General features: G+C 44.3%; 19 protein-coding genes and 1 tRNA gene. 16 read left to right on the top strand and 4 right to left on the bottom strand.

What is annotated here, in order from left to right; all coding sequences use genetic code 11:
- Nucleotides 1-1,071, top strand: coding sequence for an alanine/ornithine racemase family PLP-dependent enzyme (locus AAA942_RS08980; RefSeq protein ID WP_338219905.1), 1,071 nt, complete (start codon nt 1-3; stop codon nt 1,069-1,071).
- Here AAA942_RS08980 and AAA942_RS08975 read toward each other — a convergent pair whose 3' ends face one another.
- From AAA942_RS08975 to AAA942_RS08965, 3 genes are all read right to left on the bottom strand, one after another.
- On the bottom strand, nt 1,072-2,190 hold the full coding sequence (locus tag AAA942_RS08975; protein WP_338219904.1) for an SO2930 family diheme c-type cytochrome: 1,119 nt from the start codon (nt 2,188-2,190) through the stop codon (nt 1,072-1,074).
- A 20-nt stretch (nt 2,191-2,210) separates the two neighbouring features.
- Complete coding sequence (locus AAA942_RS08970) at nt 2,211-3,509, bottom strand: parallel beta-helix domain-containing protein (RefSeq protein WP_338219903.1); 1,299 nt, start codon at nt 3,507-3,509, stop codon at nt 2,211-2,213.
- 71 nt (nt 3,510-3,580) lie between these two features.
- The gene (locus AAA942_RS08965) at nt 3,581-4,144 is read right to left on the bottom strand and encodes a Crp/Fnr family transcriptional regulator (RefSeq protein WP_338219902.1); all 564 of its coding nucleotides are present in this window, start codon (nt 4,142-4,144) and stop codon (nt 3,581-3,583) included.
- Nucleotides 4,145-4,221: 77 nt separating this feature from the next.
- On the opposite strand from AAA942_RS08965, the gene AAA942_RS08960 reads away from it, so the two are divergent.
- Nucleotides 4,222-4,767, top strand: coding sequence for a porin family protein (locus AAA942_RS08960; protein ID WP_338219901.1), 546 nt, complete (start codon nt 4,222-4,224; stop codon nt 4,765-4,767).
- A gap of 46 nt (nt 4,768-4,813) precedes the next feature.
- Here AAA942_RS08960 and ruvC read toward each other — a convergent pair whose 3' ends face one another.
- On the bottom strand, nt 4,814-5,389 hold the full coding sequence (gene ruvC, locus AAA942_RS08955) for a crossover junction endodeoxyribonuclease RuvC (RefSeq protein WP_338219900.1): 576 nt from the start codon (nt 5,387-5,389) through the stop codon (nt 4,814-4,816).
- 18 nt (nt 5,390-5,407) lie between these two features.
- Here ruvC and AAA942_RS08950 point away from each other — a divergent pair, with 18 nt between their 5' ends.
- The 14 genes from AAA942_RS08950 (at nt 5,408) to egtD (ending at nt 18,041) form a co-directional block, all read left to right on the top strand.
- Nucleotides 5,408-6,514: a glycosyltransferase gene (locus AAA942_RS08950; RefSeq protein WP_338219899.1), complete on the top strand. Its 1,107-nt coding sequence runs from the start codon at nt 5,408-5,410 to the stop codon at nt 6,512-6,514.
- Nucleotides 6,515-6,546: 32 nt separating this feature from the next.
- On the top strand, nt 6,547-6,798 hold the full coding sequence (locus AAA942_RS08945; RefSeq protein WP_338219898.1) for a hypothetical protein: 252 nt from the start codon (nt 6,547-6,549) through the stop codon (nt 6,796-6,798).
- 2 nt (nt 6,799-6,800) lie between these two features.
- On the top strand, nt 6,801-8,015 hold the full coding sequence (locus AAA942_RS08940; RefSeq protein WP_338219897.1) for a PP2C family protein-serine/threonine phosphatase: 1,215 nt from the start codon (nt 6,801-6,803) through the stop codon (nt 8,013-8,015).
- Between the two features lie 3 nt (nt 8,016-8,018).
- Nucleotides 8,019-8,645, top strand: coding sequence for a polysaccharide deacetylase family protein (locus AAA942_RS08935; protein ID WP_338219896.1), 627 nt, complete (start codon nt 8,019-8,021; stop codon nt 8,643-8,645).
- Nucleotides 8,642-9,745 (top strand): glycosyltransferase, encoded by a 1,104-nt coding sequence (locus AAA942_RS08930; RefSeq protein ID WP_338219895.1) that lies wholly within the window; start codon nt 8,642-8,644, stop codon nt 9,743-9,745. The genes AAA942_RS08935 and AAA942_RS08930 overlap by 4 nt, the downstream gene beginning before the upstream one ends.
- Nucleotides 9,745-10,521, top strand: coding sequence for a TatD family hydrolase (locus tag AAA942_RS08925; protein ID WP_338219894.1), 777 nt, complete (start codon nt 9,745-9,747; stop codon nt 10,519-10,521). The genes AAA942_RS08930 and AAA942_RS08925 overlap by 1 nt, the downstream gene beginning before the upstream one ends.
- A complete protein-coding gene (locus tag AAA942_RS08920; protein ID WP_338219893.1) occupies nt 10,518-11,585 on the top strand; it encodes an asparaginase in 1,068 nt (355 codons plus the stop codon). Before AAA942_RS08925 ends, AAA942_RS08920 begins: the two co-directional genes overlap by 4 nt.
- 191 nt (nt 11,586-11,776) lie before the next feature.
- Nucleotides 11,777-12,448 (top strand): hypothetical protein, encoded by a 672-nt coding sequence (locus AAA942_RS08915; RefSeq protein ID WP_338219892.1) that lies wholly within the window; start codon nt 11,777-11,779, stop codon nt 12,446-12,448.
- Nucleotides 12,449-12,594: 146 nt separating this feature from the next.
- Nucleotides 12,595-12,682 (top strand) — tRNA-Ser (locus AAA942_RS08910).
- Between the two features lie 190 nt (nt 12,683-12,872).
- A complete protein-coding gene (locus AAA942_RS08905; protein ID WP_338219891.1) occupies nt 12,873-14,099 on the top strand; it encodes a bifunctional alpha/beta hydrolase/OsmC family protein in 1,227 nt (408 codons plus the stop codon).
- Between the two features lie 78 nt (nt 14,100-14,177).
- Nucleotides 14,178-14,459 (top strand): DUF427 domain-containing protein, encoded by a 282-nt coding sequence (locus AAA942_RS08900; RefSeq protein ID WP_338219890.1) that lies wholly within the window; start codon nt 14,178-14,180, stop codon nt 14,457-14,459.
- A 19-nt stretch (nt 14,460-14,478) separates the two neighbouring features.
- Nucleotides 14,479-15,954 carry a BCCT family transporter gene (locus AAA942_RS08895; RefSeq protein ID WP_338219889.1) on the top strand — a complete coding sequence of 492 codons (1,476 nt, stop codon included), beginning with the start codon at nt 14,479-14,481 and terminating at the stop codon, nt 15,952-15,954.
- A complete protein-coding gene (gene egtB / locus AAA942_RS08890; RefSeq protein ID WP_338219888.1) occupies nt 15,951-17,108 on the top strand; it encodes an ergothioneine biosynthesis protein EgtB in 1,158 nt (385 codons plus the stop codon). The genes AAA942_RS08895 and egtB overlap by 4 nt, the downstream gene beginning before the upstream one ends.
- 6 nt (nt 17,109-17,114) lie before the next feature.
- Nucleotides 17,115-18,041 carry an L-histidine N(alpha)-methyltransferase gene (egtD, locus tag AAA942_RS08885; protein ID WP_338219887.1) on the top strand — a complete coding sequence of 309 codons (927 nt, stop codon included), beginning with the start codon at nt 17,115-17,117 and terminating at the stop codon, nt 18,039-18,041.
- Nucleotides 18,042-18,233: the final 192 nt, after the last annotated feature.

Here is an 18,233-nt window from a genome sequence, read left to right as displayed (position 1 = left end):
ATGGCAGTCCTTACCTTAAATAGAGAGAAGCTTCAGGAAAATTACCGTTTTCTCAAAGACCTCTTCGAGCAGAAGCAGGTCAGTTGGGGGGTGGTTTCCAAGTTGCTTTGCGGACATAAGCGATTTCTTCAGGAGCTTATAGATTTGGGAATTGAAGAAATTCACGATTCCCGGATTTCTAACTTGGCTATGGTCAAACGGCTGAAAAGAGATGTCCAAACCGTGTATATCAAGCCCGTAGCCAAGAAAAATGTAGCTCAGATGGTGGAGTTCGCAGACGTTAGTCTAAACAGTGAACTGGAGACAATCCGACTCATCAGCAAGGAAGCTGTGAAACAGCAAAAGCTTCACAAAGTTATCATCATGGTAGAGACAGGTGATCTCAGGGAAGGTGTAATGGGGCAGGACTTGGTGGATTTTTATGCCCGCGTATTTGAACTTCCCAATATCGAAGTAATCGGTCTGGGTACCAACTTGAACTGTCTCAATGGGGTCATGCCGAGTACCGACAAGCTGATTCAGCTTTCACTCTACAAACAAATCATTGAACTGAAATTCGGGAAATCCATCCCTTGGGTTTCCGCTGGTACTTCTGTCACCATACCCTTGATGCTTTCTCATCAGCTGCCGGCAGGGGTCAATCATTTTCGTGTCGGGGAAACCCTCTATTTCGGAGTGGATTTGGTAGAGGAAAAAGTGATCGACGGCATGCATGGGGATGTCTTTGAGCTCCATGCTCAAATCATTGAACTTCAGGAGAAGCCTTTGGTGCCGATCGGGAATCTAGCGGCCAATCCTCAAGGTCAGGTGGCGGAGATCGAAGAGGAAAATCTGGGCAAATCCTCCTTCAGGGCGATTTTGGACTTGGGGATTTTGGACATTGATCCGAAATATCTTGAGCCCGAGGATAAGGAAATCGAAGTGTTGGGGGCCAGTTCTGATATGATGATTTTAAACCTAAACAAAAATCCCCAACGGCTGAAAGTCGGGGATTCGATCAAGTTTAAACTGAAATACCTAGGCGTGCTTGGATTGATGAATTCCCGGTATATCGAAAAGGCAGTCATCTGATTATTTGCTCTCAGGCATGCTATTGATCCACTGACGGATGAGCTCTACTCCTTCTTCATGAACGGTAGTTCGTCCGATTTCAGGCATAGCTACACCGACCTCTGTGGAATTCATCCGGTAGGTTAAAATGGATTGATCGGCCTTGCCGGGGTGAATATCATAGGTAAAACTTCCTGCTCCTTTTCCTGCTGCTACCGGAGTTTTATTTACCCCCAGTTTCAAAGGGTCTTTCTGATCGTAGGTAAGGAATAATCCTGAAGTGCTAGCCGGGCCTTCCGCTCTATGACAATGGGAGCAGTTGATGTCCAAGTATGCCATGGCCCTGTCATCCAATGCTTGGGTTTGATCTTCATAATCGATGACCTTCGGATAGGCATCGACTCCTTCAAATCCACTTAAATGTCCCTGTTGTGCCCAATATGCCAATTGGTTGGATTTGAATCCCCCGTAGTCCAGCTCATGGTTCAAATGCTTGGGCTGTATGCCTATGGGAGCCAATTTTTCATCCTTGTTGTGGCAGCTCTTGCATTGATTTTTGTTTGGCACCAAGTAGTTAATGATCTGATCTTTGCCGGATGAATCGGTAAACTTTACCTCTAATTGAGCGCCAACCACTTTAAGTACGGCATCGGTTTGCTCTTCATTCCATAGGTAAGGATAAGCTTGCCAGCCTCCTTCTTCATGGATCATCAGACGGGTTTCGATAATTCGCTTTCCTTCTTCCGGTTTTCTAAAATCATTGGGGTAGTAAAAATTTTTAATCAAAATCGAGCCTAAAGGCAAATCCATTTCATCTCCGACGATTTTGGCTTGGCTTCCGTCAGGGAAATAAACAAAGCGGCTTTTCCAAGCATAATCGGTAAATAAGGATGAAGCCGGTCGATACAGGGTGAGGGTGGAAGCCGGTTCAAGCTTATTCATTTCTCCTTCAAAAAATCCATAGGTAGATAGTCTTCGATAGGGGTAGTTTCCATCGGCTTCTTCAGGGGCCAAAGCTCTTTCTCCAGATTTAGCTTGGGAGGTCTCCGTAATGCTGTTTTCATTTTTGCCCTGACAGGAAATGACTAATCCCAAAATCAGTCCCAATACCCAATTATTTCTACTGCTTTTCCTTATCATCTTCCTGATTGATCGTCTCATTATAGTCCTGCGAGTCCGGAAATGTCAGTATTTACCTTTACCTGACAATTCTGAAAGAGTTCATGGTCCTTGAAAGAAGTGATATTATCGTCTCCTTCCTTAAGGTAAAATCGGGTAAAGTGTAGATTCTCCCAGTTTTTCTCCTGAATGCAGATTCTCATCGGATTACTCTCGATGTTAGGACTGATGTTTTCATCCCAAATTCCGTCATAAATGATATCCTGAGTTTTTCCCTTGCCATGTGCATTGTAGATGCTGACCATTTGACCGAGCTCTCGGGTCAGGTCAGGAGTGGAAAGTCTTTTTCTCTTGTACTCGTTGTCATGTACATAGATATCCGTGGTGTAGGGAGACCAATTGGGAGCTTCTGCCGGGAATCCGGTAACCTGATAGCTGGCAATAGAGACACCTGAGGTTTTGTTGTGATGGATTCGGTTGTTGTAGATTTCGACTTCTTTGGCTGCCAAAAGTACGATTCCGCTGCCCGGAGGGATCATCGTTACCGTATTTCCGTTTGGACCGTCGCCAATCGGCGTTGCAAAATTCTTATGATTGTTGTCGATGATGTCGTTATCGTAGATTTTTGTGCCTTTACCATCGGATTTGGGTAGTCCGGGAAGGTTAAAGACCAAAATTCCTCCGGAGTTATTCCTTGCGGTGTTTCCAAATACCTCAGCATTGTCTGAGTTTTCGATTTCTATTCCGGCTACATTTCCGAAGGCCAGTGAATTCTTGACAACTATATTCTCAGATTGGCCGACGTAAATTCCTGCGTCCTTAGAGTGGGAAGCGATGCACCCGTCAATCATCACATTTTTACACTGAACCGGGTAGATGGCATAGGTTCCGTTTTTTGATTTGTCACCATTCGTCCAGGTGACATTTATTCTTCTTAAAGTGATTCCGTCAGTATGCTGGGATTTGATCCCATCTCCAGGAGCATCTTCGATGGTCAGATCTTCTATGGAGATTTGATTTCCTACGATTTTCACTCCTTCTCCGCCTGTTTGGAGGTTGCGGAAAGAAAGAACGGTCTTGTCCATACCTTCACCTTTGATCTTCACCGCGGTTTTATTGTCCAGAATCAACTGGGTATTGAGCGTGTAAAACCCCTCAGGGATGATTATAGTGGAAGAATCTTCAGCCATGATAAAGGCTTCAATGATGGCCTCGGTTTCTTCCAAGCTTGCCCTTCGGATTTTTGAGGTGTCAAAGGTCTGCTCATATGTGGAGGAGTCGCAGCCCATGAGAATGAGCCCCGAAAGAAGAAAGAGGGTTAGTGCTTTTAGAGTTTTCATTTATGCGTGGGGATAAAGACTTCAAAAGTACTTGGATCCATAGGTTTTCTTGTTTGAGAAAAATCAAAAAATCAGATTTTGGCACGAATTCGTGATAGGGTCTCAATGCTCATGTCCAAGTAAGAGGCGATCTGTCCGACAGATGCTTTTTGGATGATTTTGGGCCGATTCTCCATCAATTCAAGATACCTTTCCCTTGCCGATTTAAATTTGGCAAAGACCAACTGCTCTTCGAGTGAGATATAATATTGCTCAAGAAGTTTTCGATAGACCCGTTCGAGGCTATGGTATGAATCAAAAAGTCTCAGCAGGTCATCATGGTGAATTCGAGCCAAGCGGGAGGTTTCCATAGACTCGATATTTTCATACGAGGGATTGCGGGAAATGAAGGAATAGATGGAAGTGGTAAATTCACCTTCCAGGGTAAAGGACACAGTAACATCCTTGTTGTCTTTCAGGTAATAGCTCCGAAGTGAGCCTTCAATGACAAAATAGAGATAACTACACACTGAATCAGCTGCTTCCACTATTTCCCCTCTCTCGACGTTAATCAGATGGAGCTTGTCTGCAAATGCATTTTTTGCTCCTTCGTCCACTTCAAGAAAATTGTCCAGTATCCTAAGAATGTTTTCCATTTACTAAAAATCCCAATTTGAAATCAGATTTCGAATTTCAAGCGTTAGTTTTGAGGAATTTAAAAAATTATAAGTTTATGAAAAAGGTTTTGCTGATAATGTTTGTAGTGGGTTTAGTTGGTTCTGCTCAAGCACAGTTTGGGATTAGAGCTGGGTTTTCCTCATCCAATTTCTCCGATACTAACTTCGAACCACGATCCGGATTTCATGCCGGTATTTACTATAGGTTTGGGGAAAACTTTCTGAAAGTGGAACCGGGCTTGTTTTTTTCGCAAAAGGGATATACCGGTACCGATGATCAAGGAAGGTCGATTGATGAGCAGCTGAACTATGTGGAGATCCCTGTATTGTTCAGAATGAGCCTTATTCCCGCGGTCAACGTGTTTTTAGGTCCTCAGATATCCTTTCTAGCATCCCGAAATTATCAGTTGGGTGATGTCACCTCTACCAGTTTGGAGGTCTTGACCGCCTATGATTTGTCCGGGGTGGCTGGAGCTCAAGTGGTGCTGCCTTTGAATTTCAATGTTCAAGCCAGTTATGATTTTGGGCTTCGATCCTTGAATTATTTCAATACGGCTGTTAAAAATCAAGTTTTTAAAGTGTCCTTGGGGTATTCCTTTTGATCAAAATCCAGAATCATAAAATATCCCGGCCAGGATTGGTCGGGATTTATTTTTTTATCCGATTGGGATTTTCTTCCAAAAATGCCTTCCACCCGGCAGTCCGACCTCTTGATTGCACCCTTCCTTCGTGGAAATGGTGACATAAGGCCACAGCAAGAGCATCTGTGGCATCCAGTAATTTGGGCAGTTCGGTGATGCCCAGTAAAGTCTGAAGCATTGCAGCCACTTGTTCCTTGGATGCATTTCCGTTTCCGGTGACAGACTGTTTGACTTTTTTGGGAGAGTATTCAGTAATGGGGATTTCTTTGGAAAGAGCAGCAGCCATGGCCACTCCCTGCGCGCGGCCGAGCTTGAGCATGGATTGCACATTGGCTCCGTAAAAAGGAGCTTCCAAAGCCACAGAATCCGGAGCGAATTCTTCAATGATTCCTGTGATCCGCTCAAAAATCTTTTTCAGCTTGAGCTCGTGGGTTTCGTACTTCTTCAGGTGGATGACCCCGTATTGAAGGATTTTGTATTTCTTGCCTTCCGTGAGAATCAGCCCATAGCCCATCACCGTGGTGCCCGGGTCAATTCCCAAAATGATTTTTTCTTTCAGCGGTTTTTCTACTTCTTTACTCACCCCTGCAAGTTAGTGTAAATGATGGTCTATTTTTATCTGATTTGGATTTTCAGCTATATCCTTTTGCTTGTTCTTCTGGTCAGAAAGTGGCCTTCAAAAGACAAAAAGCCATCAGGAGAAGCCTTTGCTTTTCCAAATATCAGTTTGATTATTCCTTTCCGAAACGAATCAAAACTCGCTGAGCCCTTGGCAAAAGAGTTGGGGAAGATTTCTCCCGAAGTCACCGAAATTCTCCTCGTCGATGACCAAAGCGAGGACGATTCTTTTGCCATTTTTTCAGAATTAGCCCATGTCAACTCCAAAATACGGATTCTTCAAAGTCCAGGAACTGGTAAAAAAGCAGCTTTGAATTGGGGGATTCAGCAAGTCAGAGGAGAAATCATCCTTACCTCGGACGCGGATTGTTCTTTTGCCGAAGGCTGGGTTAAAGAAATGGCAGCGCCTTTCCAAAATCCCCAAGTACAGCTAGTAGCCGGACCGGTGCTGACAAAAGCAGACCCTAGAATATTTCAGGAAGTATTTCAGCAGATCGAGTGGGCAAGTATTCTTCTGGTTACTCAATTTTCCTTTCAATCCAGAAAACCTCTTATGTGCAGCGGGGCCAATCTTGCCTTCAGGAAATCAGCTTTTCTCCGGGTAGGGGGATACATGGGAAACGATCACTTGCTGTCAGGGGATGATGAGTTTTTGCTGAAGAAAATGAGTCGGGAGTTTGGAGCCCGCGCCTGTATTTATCTTCCGTTTAAGCAGGTCTTAGTTCGCACCCTCCCTCAGCCTTCCTGGTATGCTCTTTTTAACCAACGAATCCGCTGGGCGAGTAAGTGGAAAGAGCATGGATCGGCAGCTCACTTTTTCTCTGCAGTTTTGGCAGCTATATCCCAATGGGTTTGGCTGTTTAGTTTTATTCTCCCGATAGATGGACTATGGGGGATTTGGGCTTTTTTGGGAGTCTGGGCGGGAAAGCTGGCAATCGAAAGATGGGCATTGGAAAAGGTACTTCGTTCCCTAGGGAGAACCCCCGGTAGATATTGGGCCTTGACTTCGCTCTTTCACCCATTTTATGTGATTGGGGTAAGTATCGGCTCGATCTGGGGAAAATTTGAATGGAAAGGCAGGTCCAATTGATTTTGCTTATTTTTGGACTCAAACCACCGACGATGACAGACGCTGAATTTGATCTTTTGGACGAGTTGTACTTTGTTCAGCATTTTTCCTACCTGAAAGAAAGCCTGGGATGGGAGGATTCGCTACTTCTCGATACCCTTGACTCCTTGTATTCCCATGGAATGATCAAATGCTTGGTTGCGCCGGATGACGAACGCTTTGATCAGGTCAATATCAATCTGGAAGGGAAAAATCTATATTTTCTGGCTACCAAAAAGGGCTTGATGGCTCATAACGCACTTTGATTTTGGAAGGGCAAGCTTATAACAAATACCAGCGGAAGGAACTTGAGCTCAAGGCGCTCTTGGAAATTACCCAAGCGATCAATGAAAATCAGCCGGAGAGCGTGTTGCTGAATATTTTCAAGTTTACCTGCTTGGTTCATTTGGAGATCAAGGCGATGATTCTCTATGTGGCCAAGGAAGGCGAGTTTGAAAAGAAAATCGCACATGGTGTCAAAGGCAAAATTCCTTCTGTTTTACTTTCCGGTCAGGTGATCGATCACAAGGAAAGCGGAGAACTCAGGCTTGATCTTCCGGGGGATTTTTCTTTTTCGGAGCTGGAAACTTATCTCCCGGTGTATCATAAAGAGAAACTTCTTGCTCTTCTCTTTCTGAGAAGAAAGTCAGACCAGGTGGAACTCGACCTGGACTTCACCCAGGCCATAGCCAATATTTTGGTTGTGGCCTTGGAGAATAAGCGATTTGCCCGCAGACAAATCCAGCAGGAAATCCTAAACAGGGAGGTGGCCATTGCCTCTCAGGTCCAGCAGATGCTTTTCCCTTCTGATCTGCCCAATACCCGAGAATTGAAGGTAAAAGTGACCTATTTTCCGCACAGTATGGTGGGAGGGGACTATTACGATTTGATCCGAAAATCCAAAGAAAAGGTCTACTTCTGCGTTGCAGATGTGTCTGGCAAAGGGATTGCCGCTGCGCTTTTGATGTCCAACTTTCAGGCTGCACTCCGTACTTTACTTCGAAGTGATGCCAGTCTTGAGGTGATTTTGCATCAGTTGAACTACACCCTTTTTGAAAATACCAAAGGAGAACGATTCATCACCTTTTTTCTTGGTGAATATGATTTTGTGAAGAAAAGGCTTCGCTATGTCAATGCCGGGCATAATCCTCCCATTCTCTGTTGGGAAAAAGCCGGGAAAACAGAGCTCCTTGAGGCAGGCACGACCATTTTGGGAGCCTTTGAGCATCTTCCCTTTTTGGAGATGGGGGAGAGGCAGGGTTTGGATTCCTTTACCATCCATCTTTACACGGATGGACTCACCGAGACATTGAATCCGAGCGATGAGGAGTTTGGGGAAGAACGACTCCAAAACTTTGTTTTCTCTCATATGTGTATGGATCCGGACCAGTTTCATTTGGAGTTTTTCAAGGAAATTGAAGCTTTCAAAGGACCCATACCCCTTCGGGATGATTTGACATTTATGAGTTTGAGGTTCTCCTAGCATATGGTTTTTCACGGTGTTCCCAGACTGATTCAGCGACTTTTCCCCAATAGAGTTTGGGAAGGGGATCCCGACACCCAATCGGTTTTTCTCACTTTTGATGACGGTCCTGTTCCCGGGATTACAGATTTTGTACTCAACGAATTGGATAAAAGAGGACAAAAAGCCACTTTTTTTACGGTGGGAGACAATGTCTGCAAGAACCCTTCACTTGCCAGAGAAGTGATTCAAGCCGGGCATCAGGTCGGAAATCATACCCATAATCACCTGAATGGCTGGAAAACAGATACGGAGAGCTACCTTTCCAATTTTGAAAAAGCAGAAAAGACCGTTGAGGATATTTTGGGTCAAAAAACACGTTTTTTCAGACCTCCTTATGGATTGATTACCTCCACCCAGGCCTCGGCTATCCGTAAGACTCATCAGGTCATCATGTGGAGTGTCTTGAGCGGGGATTACCGAAAGGGAATTTCACCGGAGAGGGTGATTGAGCAGAGCTGTAAGATTACCCAAAACGGGAGTGTGGTCGTCTTTCATGATCAGGAAAAAACTGCTGAATTATTGCCTAAGGTGCTTCCGCATTACCTTGATTTTTTGCTCAGTGAAGGATTCAAAACCCAATTGCTTTGATTGAATTGATCAGTTGGCTGTTTGTGGCTTGGGTACCGATCCAGTATTTTATCCTGCTGATTTTGGCCCGAACCAACTGGAAATCCTGGGGAACCGCCACGGAACCCTTACCGCAGGTCTCAGTTTGGATAGCATTAAGAAATGAGGAGGAAAATCTACCCCGCTTGCTTCAAAGCTTGGATCGATTGGACTATCCCAAGGAAAAGCTTCAGATCTTGTTGGCGGATGATCAAAGTACGGATCGTACTGGGGAAATCCTTAGCCAATGGGCTCAAAATCGTCCGAATGTAATTTGGATTTCTGCCCTAAGGGATGAAAAATCTTTGACTCAGAGAAACGGAAAAGCAAATGCATTGGCTCAATTAGAGCGATTTGCTGTGGGAGAGTTTTATTTTTTCACAGATGGAGACTGTAAGGTTCCTCCTTTCTGGATAAAAAAGACCTTGGCTGGTTTTTCGGAGAGAACAGGTTTGGTGATAGGAATTACCCGAGTACAGAGTGAAACTTGGCTGGGAAAAATGCAGGAAATCGACTGGTGGAATACACTTGGAATTGTCAAAGTGGTCAATGATTTGGACTTTGCTACTACGGGGTTGGGCAATAACATGGCCATCCGAAAGGAAGCCTACCAAGCCTGTGGCGGGTTTTCGGGAATTCCTTTTTCATTGACGGAGGACTTGGAAATTTCCAAAGCCATCCAAAAGAAAGGTTTTCGAATGGAGCAGGTAGTCAGCCCAGAAAACCTGGTACTTACCCAGGCAGAAAACAACTGGAAGGCACTTTTAAAACAAAGAAAACGATGGATGGCCGGGGCGATGACTTTGAATCTGGGTTGGAAAATATTGCTTGGAATGCAGGTCTTATTTTTCCTGGGACTTGGGATGATGTTTTTCTCCAGTTGGGTTTTAGCCTTGGTTTGTTGGGGGGTGAAATTGGTTCTGCAAGGGTTGTTCTTTAGAAATATGTCAATGAGAACCGGGCAGAGACTCTTGTGGAGAGACTTAATCTTCTTTGATTTTTACCTTTTGGCTGCCTACAGCCTGACGATTCTTTATTACTTTTGGCCCTCTCCCACGATTTGGAAGTCAAGACCCTACTGATGAATCTGATCGACACCCACGCCCATATTTATTCAAGCAAATTTGATTCAGACCGAGACCAGGTGATCGAGGAGATCCGTGGTGCCGGAATTGAGCGCATCTATATGCCCAATGTAGATGTGGAGACCATCGACCGGATGCTCGAATGTGAATCCCGATACGGTGATCTGTGCATTCCCATGATGGGTCTTCATCCATGCGATGTGAAGGAGGATTTTCAAAAGCAGCTTTATATCATGGAAGATTGGCTGAACAGACGGTCCTTTGCAGCAGTGGGAGAGGTCGGGACTGATTTGTATTGGGACAAAAGCACCTTTGAGATTCAAAAAGAAGCGCTGAAGATTCAGCTTTTTTGGGCTCTGGAAAAAGACCTCCCCGTGGTACTTCACTGCAGAGAATCCATCGACCAGACGATAGAGATCATCGAAGAGCATCAAAACGGGCAACTAAAAGGAATTTTCCATTGCTTCACCGGGACCTTGGATCAAGCAAAACGCATCATTTCACTTGGCTTCCTTTTGGGAATAGGCGGGGTGTCCACTTATAAAAATGGAGGACTGGATCAGGTAATTCCATTTATCGGAATACAAAACTTGGTTTTGGAGACGGATGCGCCCTATTTGGCTCCAGTACCCCACCGAGGAAAAAGAAATACCCCTGCTTATCTTCCCCACATCGCACAACGGGTGGGGGGTCTACTTCATGTATCGGCAGAGCAAATCGCCTTGGATACCAAGGAAAATGCCCTTGCCCTATTCAAGGAATTCGAAAGATGAATTATAAAATTGTACGACTGAAAACCACTGGCAATGGCCGAAATACCGCTTCGGTATTGATTATCTATACAGGAGGCACCTTGGGCATGGCTTATGACGAGTCTGGGGCCTTAGTTCCTTTCAATTTTGGATTGATTCTGGAAAAGATTCCGATTCTGTCCAATATGAACATTGCCATTACGGTCATTTCCTTTCCCGAACCAATCGATTCATCCAATGTCACCACCCGGCACTGGAAGGACATGGCCTATATTATCTATGAAAACTACGACAGCTACGATGGGTTTGTCGTGGTGCATGGCACAGATACCATGGCCTATTCTGCCTCAATGCTGAGCTATATGCTGAAAGGGCTGAATAAACCGGTGATTTTTACCGGAGCTCAGCTTCCGATTTCTGCCATGCGTTCGGATGCCCGGGAGAATTTGGTGACTTCTTTGGAAATCGCCAGTGCCAAAGTCAACGGTCTGCCGATTGTCCCGGAAGTTTGTATTTTTTTCAATCACATGCTTCTGAGAGGAAATCGCTCCAAAAAGGTACAGAGTATTCACTTCGATGCCTTCGAGTCCGAAAATTATCCTCCGCTCGCTGAGGCCGGGATCGTGATTGACTACAATACCAATGCAATCCGACCCTATAAATCTGCCAAAAAGCTGGTCAATATGAATCAGTTGGATAACAATGTGATGGTGCTCAAGCTCTTTCCGGGAATTACGGAGAAAATTCTCGATCACAGTTTTTCCGTTCCCGGATTAAAAGGAGTGGTTTTGGAAACCTATGGTTCCGGCAACAGCCCCTCAGAGGCTTGGTTTATGAAGTCTTTGGAAAAAGCGATCAAAAAAGGGTTGATTATCCTCAATGTCTCTCAATGCAATGGAGGTCGTGTAATTCAAGGCCGCTATGAAACGAGCAAGGAATTGCTGGCAGTGGGGGTAGTCAGCGGGGCGGATATGACCACAGAGGCAGCTGTGACCAAGTTGATGTTTCTTTTGGGGCAGAATTTGACTACGGAAGAAATACGAACTCAACTGACGCAATCCTTGGCGGGAGAGATTTCCGGGTAAATTCAATTGGATTTTTCTTTCTATCTAAAATAGTTTGGGATTAGCTAAGGCTAACCTACTTCTATTTTCATGACTTCATGGATAGGTCAATTGTTCATATTTAATTAATTCAGTTTCTTTTCGTTAATCACTTTATTTGTTTACCCTTACTTAATTTATCAATAGTTGAGTTTTTTTCAACCCATTCTGCCATGAAATCCCACTTAAATACCACTCTCTTTTTCCTTCTTTTTTCCTTAGGTTTATTTTCCTGTGAAATTATCAAAAATGACGATCCAGTTTTGGAATTGGAGGAGGATGAGGAAATCGTTATTCAGGACACCGTATTTACTTTAGGACTGAGGCATATTTTCAATAATGAGCTTTCTGATTCAGGCTCTAGCCTGGATTGGGATTGGGAACAGGGAGAAACTATTGTGACCTACTTGGATGATAATGGTGGAATCGTAGAAGATACCATCACTTTGCCTTGGTTTACCCAAGGCAGTCCGTTGAATGTTGTGAATCCGGATATTCAAGCTGAAAAAGGGTGGTCTTTGCTCATGAGAGATTTTGGAACCGAAAAGCGGGGGATTGGAATGCCCTACTTGTCTCTACACAACCGAAGTACAGATCAACTCTTGTTGACCATCAGGAATGTAAGGACTCTAGCAGGGAATTTTGCTCAGGGAAAAATTACTTTTAAATCCCTTTCTGGAGAGGATTTGGGATCTTTTGTTTCAGGAAAAGAAAAATTCAATCAGTTTGATGGTTGGTTTATTTTTCGATTTGATCTCAAAGGGACTGAGGTGGATTTATCCGGATCATCCATGGAAATTCTCTTTGAAGGGGTGGGGGTTTCAGAAACACGGATTCAATTCTGAATCGAATTTAACTCGCTGATGCCTGATCTAAAGGAAATGAAATTTAGCCTGAGGTAGGGATTATTTTTTTGGCGGGAGTTTGCAAAGGCAAGCAAATATTCATTCCTTTGCACTCCGATTTGACAAATGATCGGAAAATCAAACACAGAGAGGTGTCCGAGTGGTTGAAGGAGCACGCCTGGAAAGTGTGTATACCCCTAAAGGGTATCGAGGGTTCGAATCCCTTCCTCTCTGCAATCAAGCCAACTTTAGCGATAGAGTTGGCTTTTTTTATTGAGCAAAGGGAAAGGAAAAAAAATAGGTTAACCAGACTTCTCATTCTAATTTCATCCATGGGTGTCTTGCCCCTGACCAAAAGTCCTTTTCGGGGTGGTTTCTAAAAAGATTTATCCTTACTTTGAATATCTTACTTTTTATTCTTCTCATGAAAACCAAAAAACTTACTTTTCCCAATGCCAAGGGCCAGCAACTTGCAGCTAAGATGTACCTGCCTTTGGATGAAAATCCTAGGTATTTTGCCCTGTTTGCGCATTGCTTCACCTGCTCCAAAAACCTCAAAGCCGTAAGCACGATATCCGATACACTCAGTCAGCTGGGTATAGCCGTTTTGAGTTTTGATTTCACGGGTCTTGGCAATTCTGAAGGGGATTTTTCCGCTTCGGGTTTTTCTTCCAATGTTTCGGATTTGGTTTACGCCTCCCGATTTCTTGAGGAGCATTACGAAGCCCCCAAATTAATGATCGGGCATTCCTTGGGAGGAGCTGCGGTGGTATTTGCGGCGGCACAACTGGATACAATTGAGGCATTGGTGACCATCGGTGCGCCTTCGAGTCCCGAGCATGTCAAACATTTGTTTTCGGATGAGCTGGATGAAATTGAAGAAAAAGGAAAGGCCAAAGTAAATATTGGAGGACGGCCTTTTGAGCTAAGCCAGGAGTTTGTGAAGGATTTGGAGTCTCAAAATCTGCAGGAAGTGCTTCATGCAATGAGAAAGGCATTGCTGATTCTTCACTCTCCTCAGGATTTGATTGTAGAGATTTCCAATGCGGCAGAGCTCTATCAGGCAGCCCATCACCCGAAAAGCTTTGTTTCCCTTAATGGAGCAGATCACTTACTTTCCGATCCTGAAGAAAGCAGCTATGCAGCTGAAGTGATCAGTGCCTGGTCCAAGAAGTATCTTCCCACCTTTCGGTCAGAGAATGACGTCAAAGGGCATCAGGTCAAGGTACGTTTGGCAGGAGATAATTACACTACGGAGGTGTTGACGCCATTTCATCACCTGATTGCCGACGAACCGGAATCTGTAGGTGGGAAAAATCTCGGTCCCACACCCTATGATCTACTGATGGCTTCCTTGGGGACTTGCACAGCGATGACTTTGAAAATGTACTCAGAGAGGAAAGGTTGGAATTGGGAAGAGGTGGTCGTCTATTTGAATCATGAAAAAGTTCATCAAGAGGATAGTGCCGGTGTTGGAAAAAACAAGGGGGGGAAGATTTCAAAGTTTACCCGCTGGATTGAAATCCGTGCCAAGGAGCTGACCCAAGAAATGAAGGAAAAGGCATTGGAGATAGCTGATAAATGCCCGGTTCATAAAACCCTCCACGAACCGATAGAGGTAGAGACCAAAATTAAAGACGCTGAATCCTGAGAAATTGAAAAAAAAAGAGGTGTTTTCACCTTAACTGATGTTCATTAATCCACAATTCTCACCACATAAATCAATAAAATGAAAGCCAGCTGGAATGGAAAGGTGATCGCAGAAAGTGATCAAACTCTAGTCATTGAAGGAAATCATTATTTTCCTCCGAATTCAGTCAACAAAGAATACCTGAAGGCCTCCGATACGCACACCGTTTGTCCATGGAAGGGAACCGCCTCCTATTATTCAATCAAGGTAGACGGGAAGACTAATCCCGATGCGGCGTGGTATTATCCCGAACCGAAACCTGCAGCCTTCCCAATCAAAGGGTATTTGGCATTTTGGAAAGGAGTGGAAGTTCATCACTGATTCAAATTAAGCGTGTTAGATGCTGAAAGCGATTGCTTCCTCTCCTTTTTTGCTTAGGCTGACCTTTGGTGTTTTAGCCTTGTTTTTGATTTTGGCTCTTTTTTTTGGTGAGGGCTTAGCCGAGTTGCTTGCCAAGTTTACCCTGACGATTTTGGGATATTTTGGTGGGTATTATTTGTTTCTGGGTTTTGCCTCGGTAGTGGTCCTGATCATGCTCGCGGTTTTGCCCACCGGAAAAATCAAATTAGGCTCAGGACCACCAGAGTTTAGCTGGTGGTCATGGTTGGCGATGTTGTACAGTACCGGAATGGGAGGAGGCTTGATTTTAAGGGCTGTTCAGGAGCCGGTTTATTTTTTTCAGAATCCGCCTAGGGCTGCAGATGTAGATGCAAAAACATTCGCGTTGGAGTATACCTTTTTTCATTGGGGACTTACCCCTTGGGCCTTTTATGGATTGATGGCTTTGGTGGTTTCCTTTAATCTTTATATCAAAAAGGGCTCTTCCCTAAGTTCCGAATCTTTGCTTGGCAGGGGGCGCCATCGGCTTTGGGCAGGAATGATTGATTTGTTTATTCTGCTCTGCACGCTATTTGGAGTGGTCGCAGGAGTAGGACTGGGCAGTAGGCAGTTGATGGAGGCCATTCGGTATTGGACAGGCTGGGATTTTGTGCCTACCCAAGTCATTATTCCCTTATTTTTCATTTGTTTTTTGGCGACTCTTTCGGCTTTTCTGGGGGTAAGGAAGGGGATTCGTTTGATTTCCAACCTGAATATGGCCGGGGCATCCCTATTGATGGTTTTTGCCTGGACCTTGGGAAGCTTTTGGGAGATAATCGAAAGTCTGGGATTGGGGCTATTCACTTATCTGGGAGACTTTGTTTCCCTGAGTCTCAATCTTGGCAAAGCGCAGGTCGGGGATCAGTTTCTGAAAGACTGGACCTATTTCTATTGGGCTTTTTGGCTTTCTTGGGCCCCGTTTACCGGGGTTTTTATTGCGAGAATCTCCAAGGGAAGAACTATCCGGGAATTGGTGTCGGGAGCCCTCCTAATTCCGGCCTTGGGCACTTTTCTTTGGTTTTCGGTTTTTGGTACCCGGTCTTTTGGTCTAATCGAGGCAGGTCAAGTTTCCCCTGAGGCTTTTTCCTCCATTTACAGTTCAATTCTGATTTTCTTCTCGCATTTCTCCTTTTCGCCTATCAGCAATCTGGTGGTGACTGTCTTGGTTTCAACCTTTCTGATTACATCTATTGACTCCGCCATTTTCGTCCTAAGTATATTTTCCGACCAGGGAAAAGCAGAGCCCAATTCGCGAATTCGGGTATTCTGGGGAGTAAGCATTTTCATTTTCACCGCCATCTTGATTTGGGTGGGAAAGGAAGGCCTGCTTGAGTCAGTCAGTAATTTATTGATCCTTTTTGCCCTGCCTTTCAGCCTGATTTTTATCTTGCTGATAGGACAGTTTATTCGTTATCAAATCAACTCTACCCTAAGATGAACTCGATTGAAGCCCTTTTGGCCAAATTTATTTCTACCAGAAAAAAGACCGAGGAAATATGTGCCCCCTTGGAAGTGGAGGATTACGTACCACAACCAATCGCAGACGTATCTCCTCCGAAGTGGCACTTGGGACATACGACTTGGTTTTTCGAACAGTTTGTTCTGTTGCCATTTGACCCGGGCTATCGGGTGTTTTCAGAAGATTTTGCCTATTTGTTCAATAGCTATTACAATCATGCCGGTAAGCGGGTTCTTCGTCCCAATCGGGGATTGATGAGTAGACCGCCTGTGAGAGAGGTGATGGCCTATAGGTCCCATGTCACAGAGCGCCTGTCCCTGTGGTTGGAAAAAGGAGATTTTGAACAGGAGGCGGAAGAAAGAGTGGTTTTAGGAATCTACCACGAAGAGCAACATCAGGAGCTTTTGGTCTACGACATGAAGTATATTCTGGGAAATCAACCTACTTTTCCAGTTTATGGAGAGGGCTTTAGAACCAAACCGGTTTCCGAAGGTCAATTTAGTAAAGTCAGTTCGGGAGTCTTTGAAATTGGATTTGAAGGAGAAGGGTTTTGTTACGATAATGAGTTGGGCAGACATCGGGTATTCTTGGAGGAATTTGAAATTTCCGAAAGCTTGGTGAGCAACGGGGAGTATTTGGAGTTTATTCAGGCCGGCGGGTACCTTAATTTTGATCCTTGGCTAGATGAGGGTTGGAGTTTTATCCAAAAGGAACAAATCCGTGCGCCTTTATACTGGCATGAGGTCGAGGGAGAATGGTGGAATTACACCCTCCGGGGTTTTGAGAAGGTAGACTGGGATCTCCCTGTACAGCATATTAGCTACTATGAGGCTCAAGCTTATGCATCATGGAAAGGATGCCGTCTTCCTACGGAATTTGAATGGGAGGTAGCCTCAAAGCAGTTCAAATGGGGGCAGCTTTGGGAATGGACTGGGAGTTCCTATTTGCCTTATCCGGGCTTTAAAAAGGCTGAAGGTGCCTTGGGAGAATACAATGGGAAGTTTATGGTCAGTCAGCAGGTATTAAGAGGAGCTTCGGTTGCGACCCCTGAAGAGCATTCCCGTCCTACCTATCGCAATTTTTTCCATCCTTCCTCCCGGTGGATTTTTTCAGGAATTCGCTTAGCCAAATAAATGATTATGAATGATTTTGAAAAGGAGGTTTTGGAGGGCTTAGGCAAAAAAAACAAAAGTCTTTCTTCCAAATATTTCTACGACTCGGAGGGTTCAAGGATATTTCAGGAAATAATGGATATGCCGGAATATTACTTACCCAAGGCAGAAATGGAGATCATCCAGAATCAGTCTGGATACATTGCTGAGAAAATCTGGAAAAAGGAACTGGATGTGATCGAACTTGGGGCTGGAGATGGTCGGAAAACGGTCCATTTTCTTGAAGTATTAAGCTCAAAAGTTCCCCAGTTGGCTTATTTTCCTTTGGATATAGATGAGGGCATCCTAAGGGAAAATGAAAACCTTGTCAATAAGCAAGTGCCTTCCATCAAGGTCAAGCCACTCATGGGGGATTATTTCCAGACGCTTCCACAAATCAGAGAAAGAAATATTCCACGGGTGATTTTGTTCGCAGGGAGCAACATTGGAAATTTTCCTGATTCCAAGGCTTCCGAGTTTTTGGAGATGATCAAAAAAGAAATGAAGGCGGGGGATTATTTCTTGCTGGGAGCAGATCTGAAAAAGCACCCAAAGATGATATTGGATGCCTACAGCGATGCGAAAGGAATTACCGCTAGGTTTAACCTCAATTTGCTCAAAAGGATCAACAGAGAACTGTCTGCGGATTTTGACCTATCAGCCTTTGAACATTATGCCACTTATCATCCCATGACGGGTGCAGCCGAAAGTTTTTTGGTCAGTTTGAAAAAACAGACGGTAACAATCGGGACAAAAAAAATTGAATTTGGACTCCATGAAGTAATCAAGACTGAGATCTCACAAAAGTATGATCAAGAAAGGTTGATGGATTTGGCAGAAGGCTCGGGATTGAAATGGGATTCTGCCTATTCGGACAGCCAATCCTTATTTTCTTGGGTTTTATTTAAGCGGTAATTGGCCGATTAGTACATGTATATCAGTTGATTAAAACTTTTGTTGGGGGTGTAGTGGGAATTTGAATAAGTCAAAAAAGATCCAAAGCGAAGAAAATAACTTAATTTGAGGAAGAAAGTGATGAAATTATCATCCTGCAAAGTAATCTTTTGGTCCTGTTTACTTTGTGATAATTGCGTGAAGGTGAATTGG

The organism is Algoriphagus sp. oki45, from assembly GCF_036245605.1.
In the GTDB taxonomy this organism is placed as follows: domain Bacteria; phylum Bacteroidota; class Bacteroidia; order Cytophagales; family Cyclobacteriaceae; genus Algoriphagus.
This window is presented reverse-complemented; position numbering and strand designations above follow the sequence as displayed.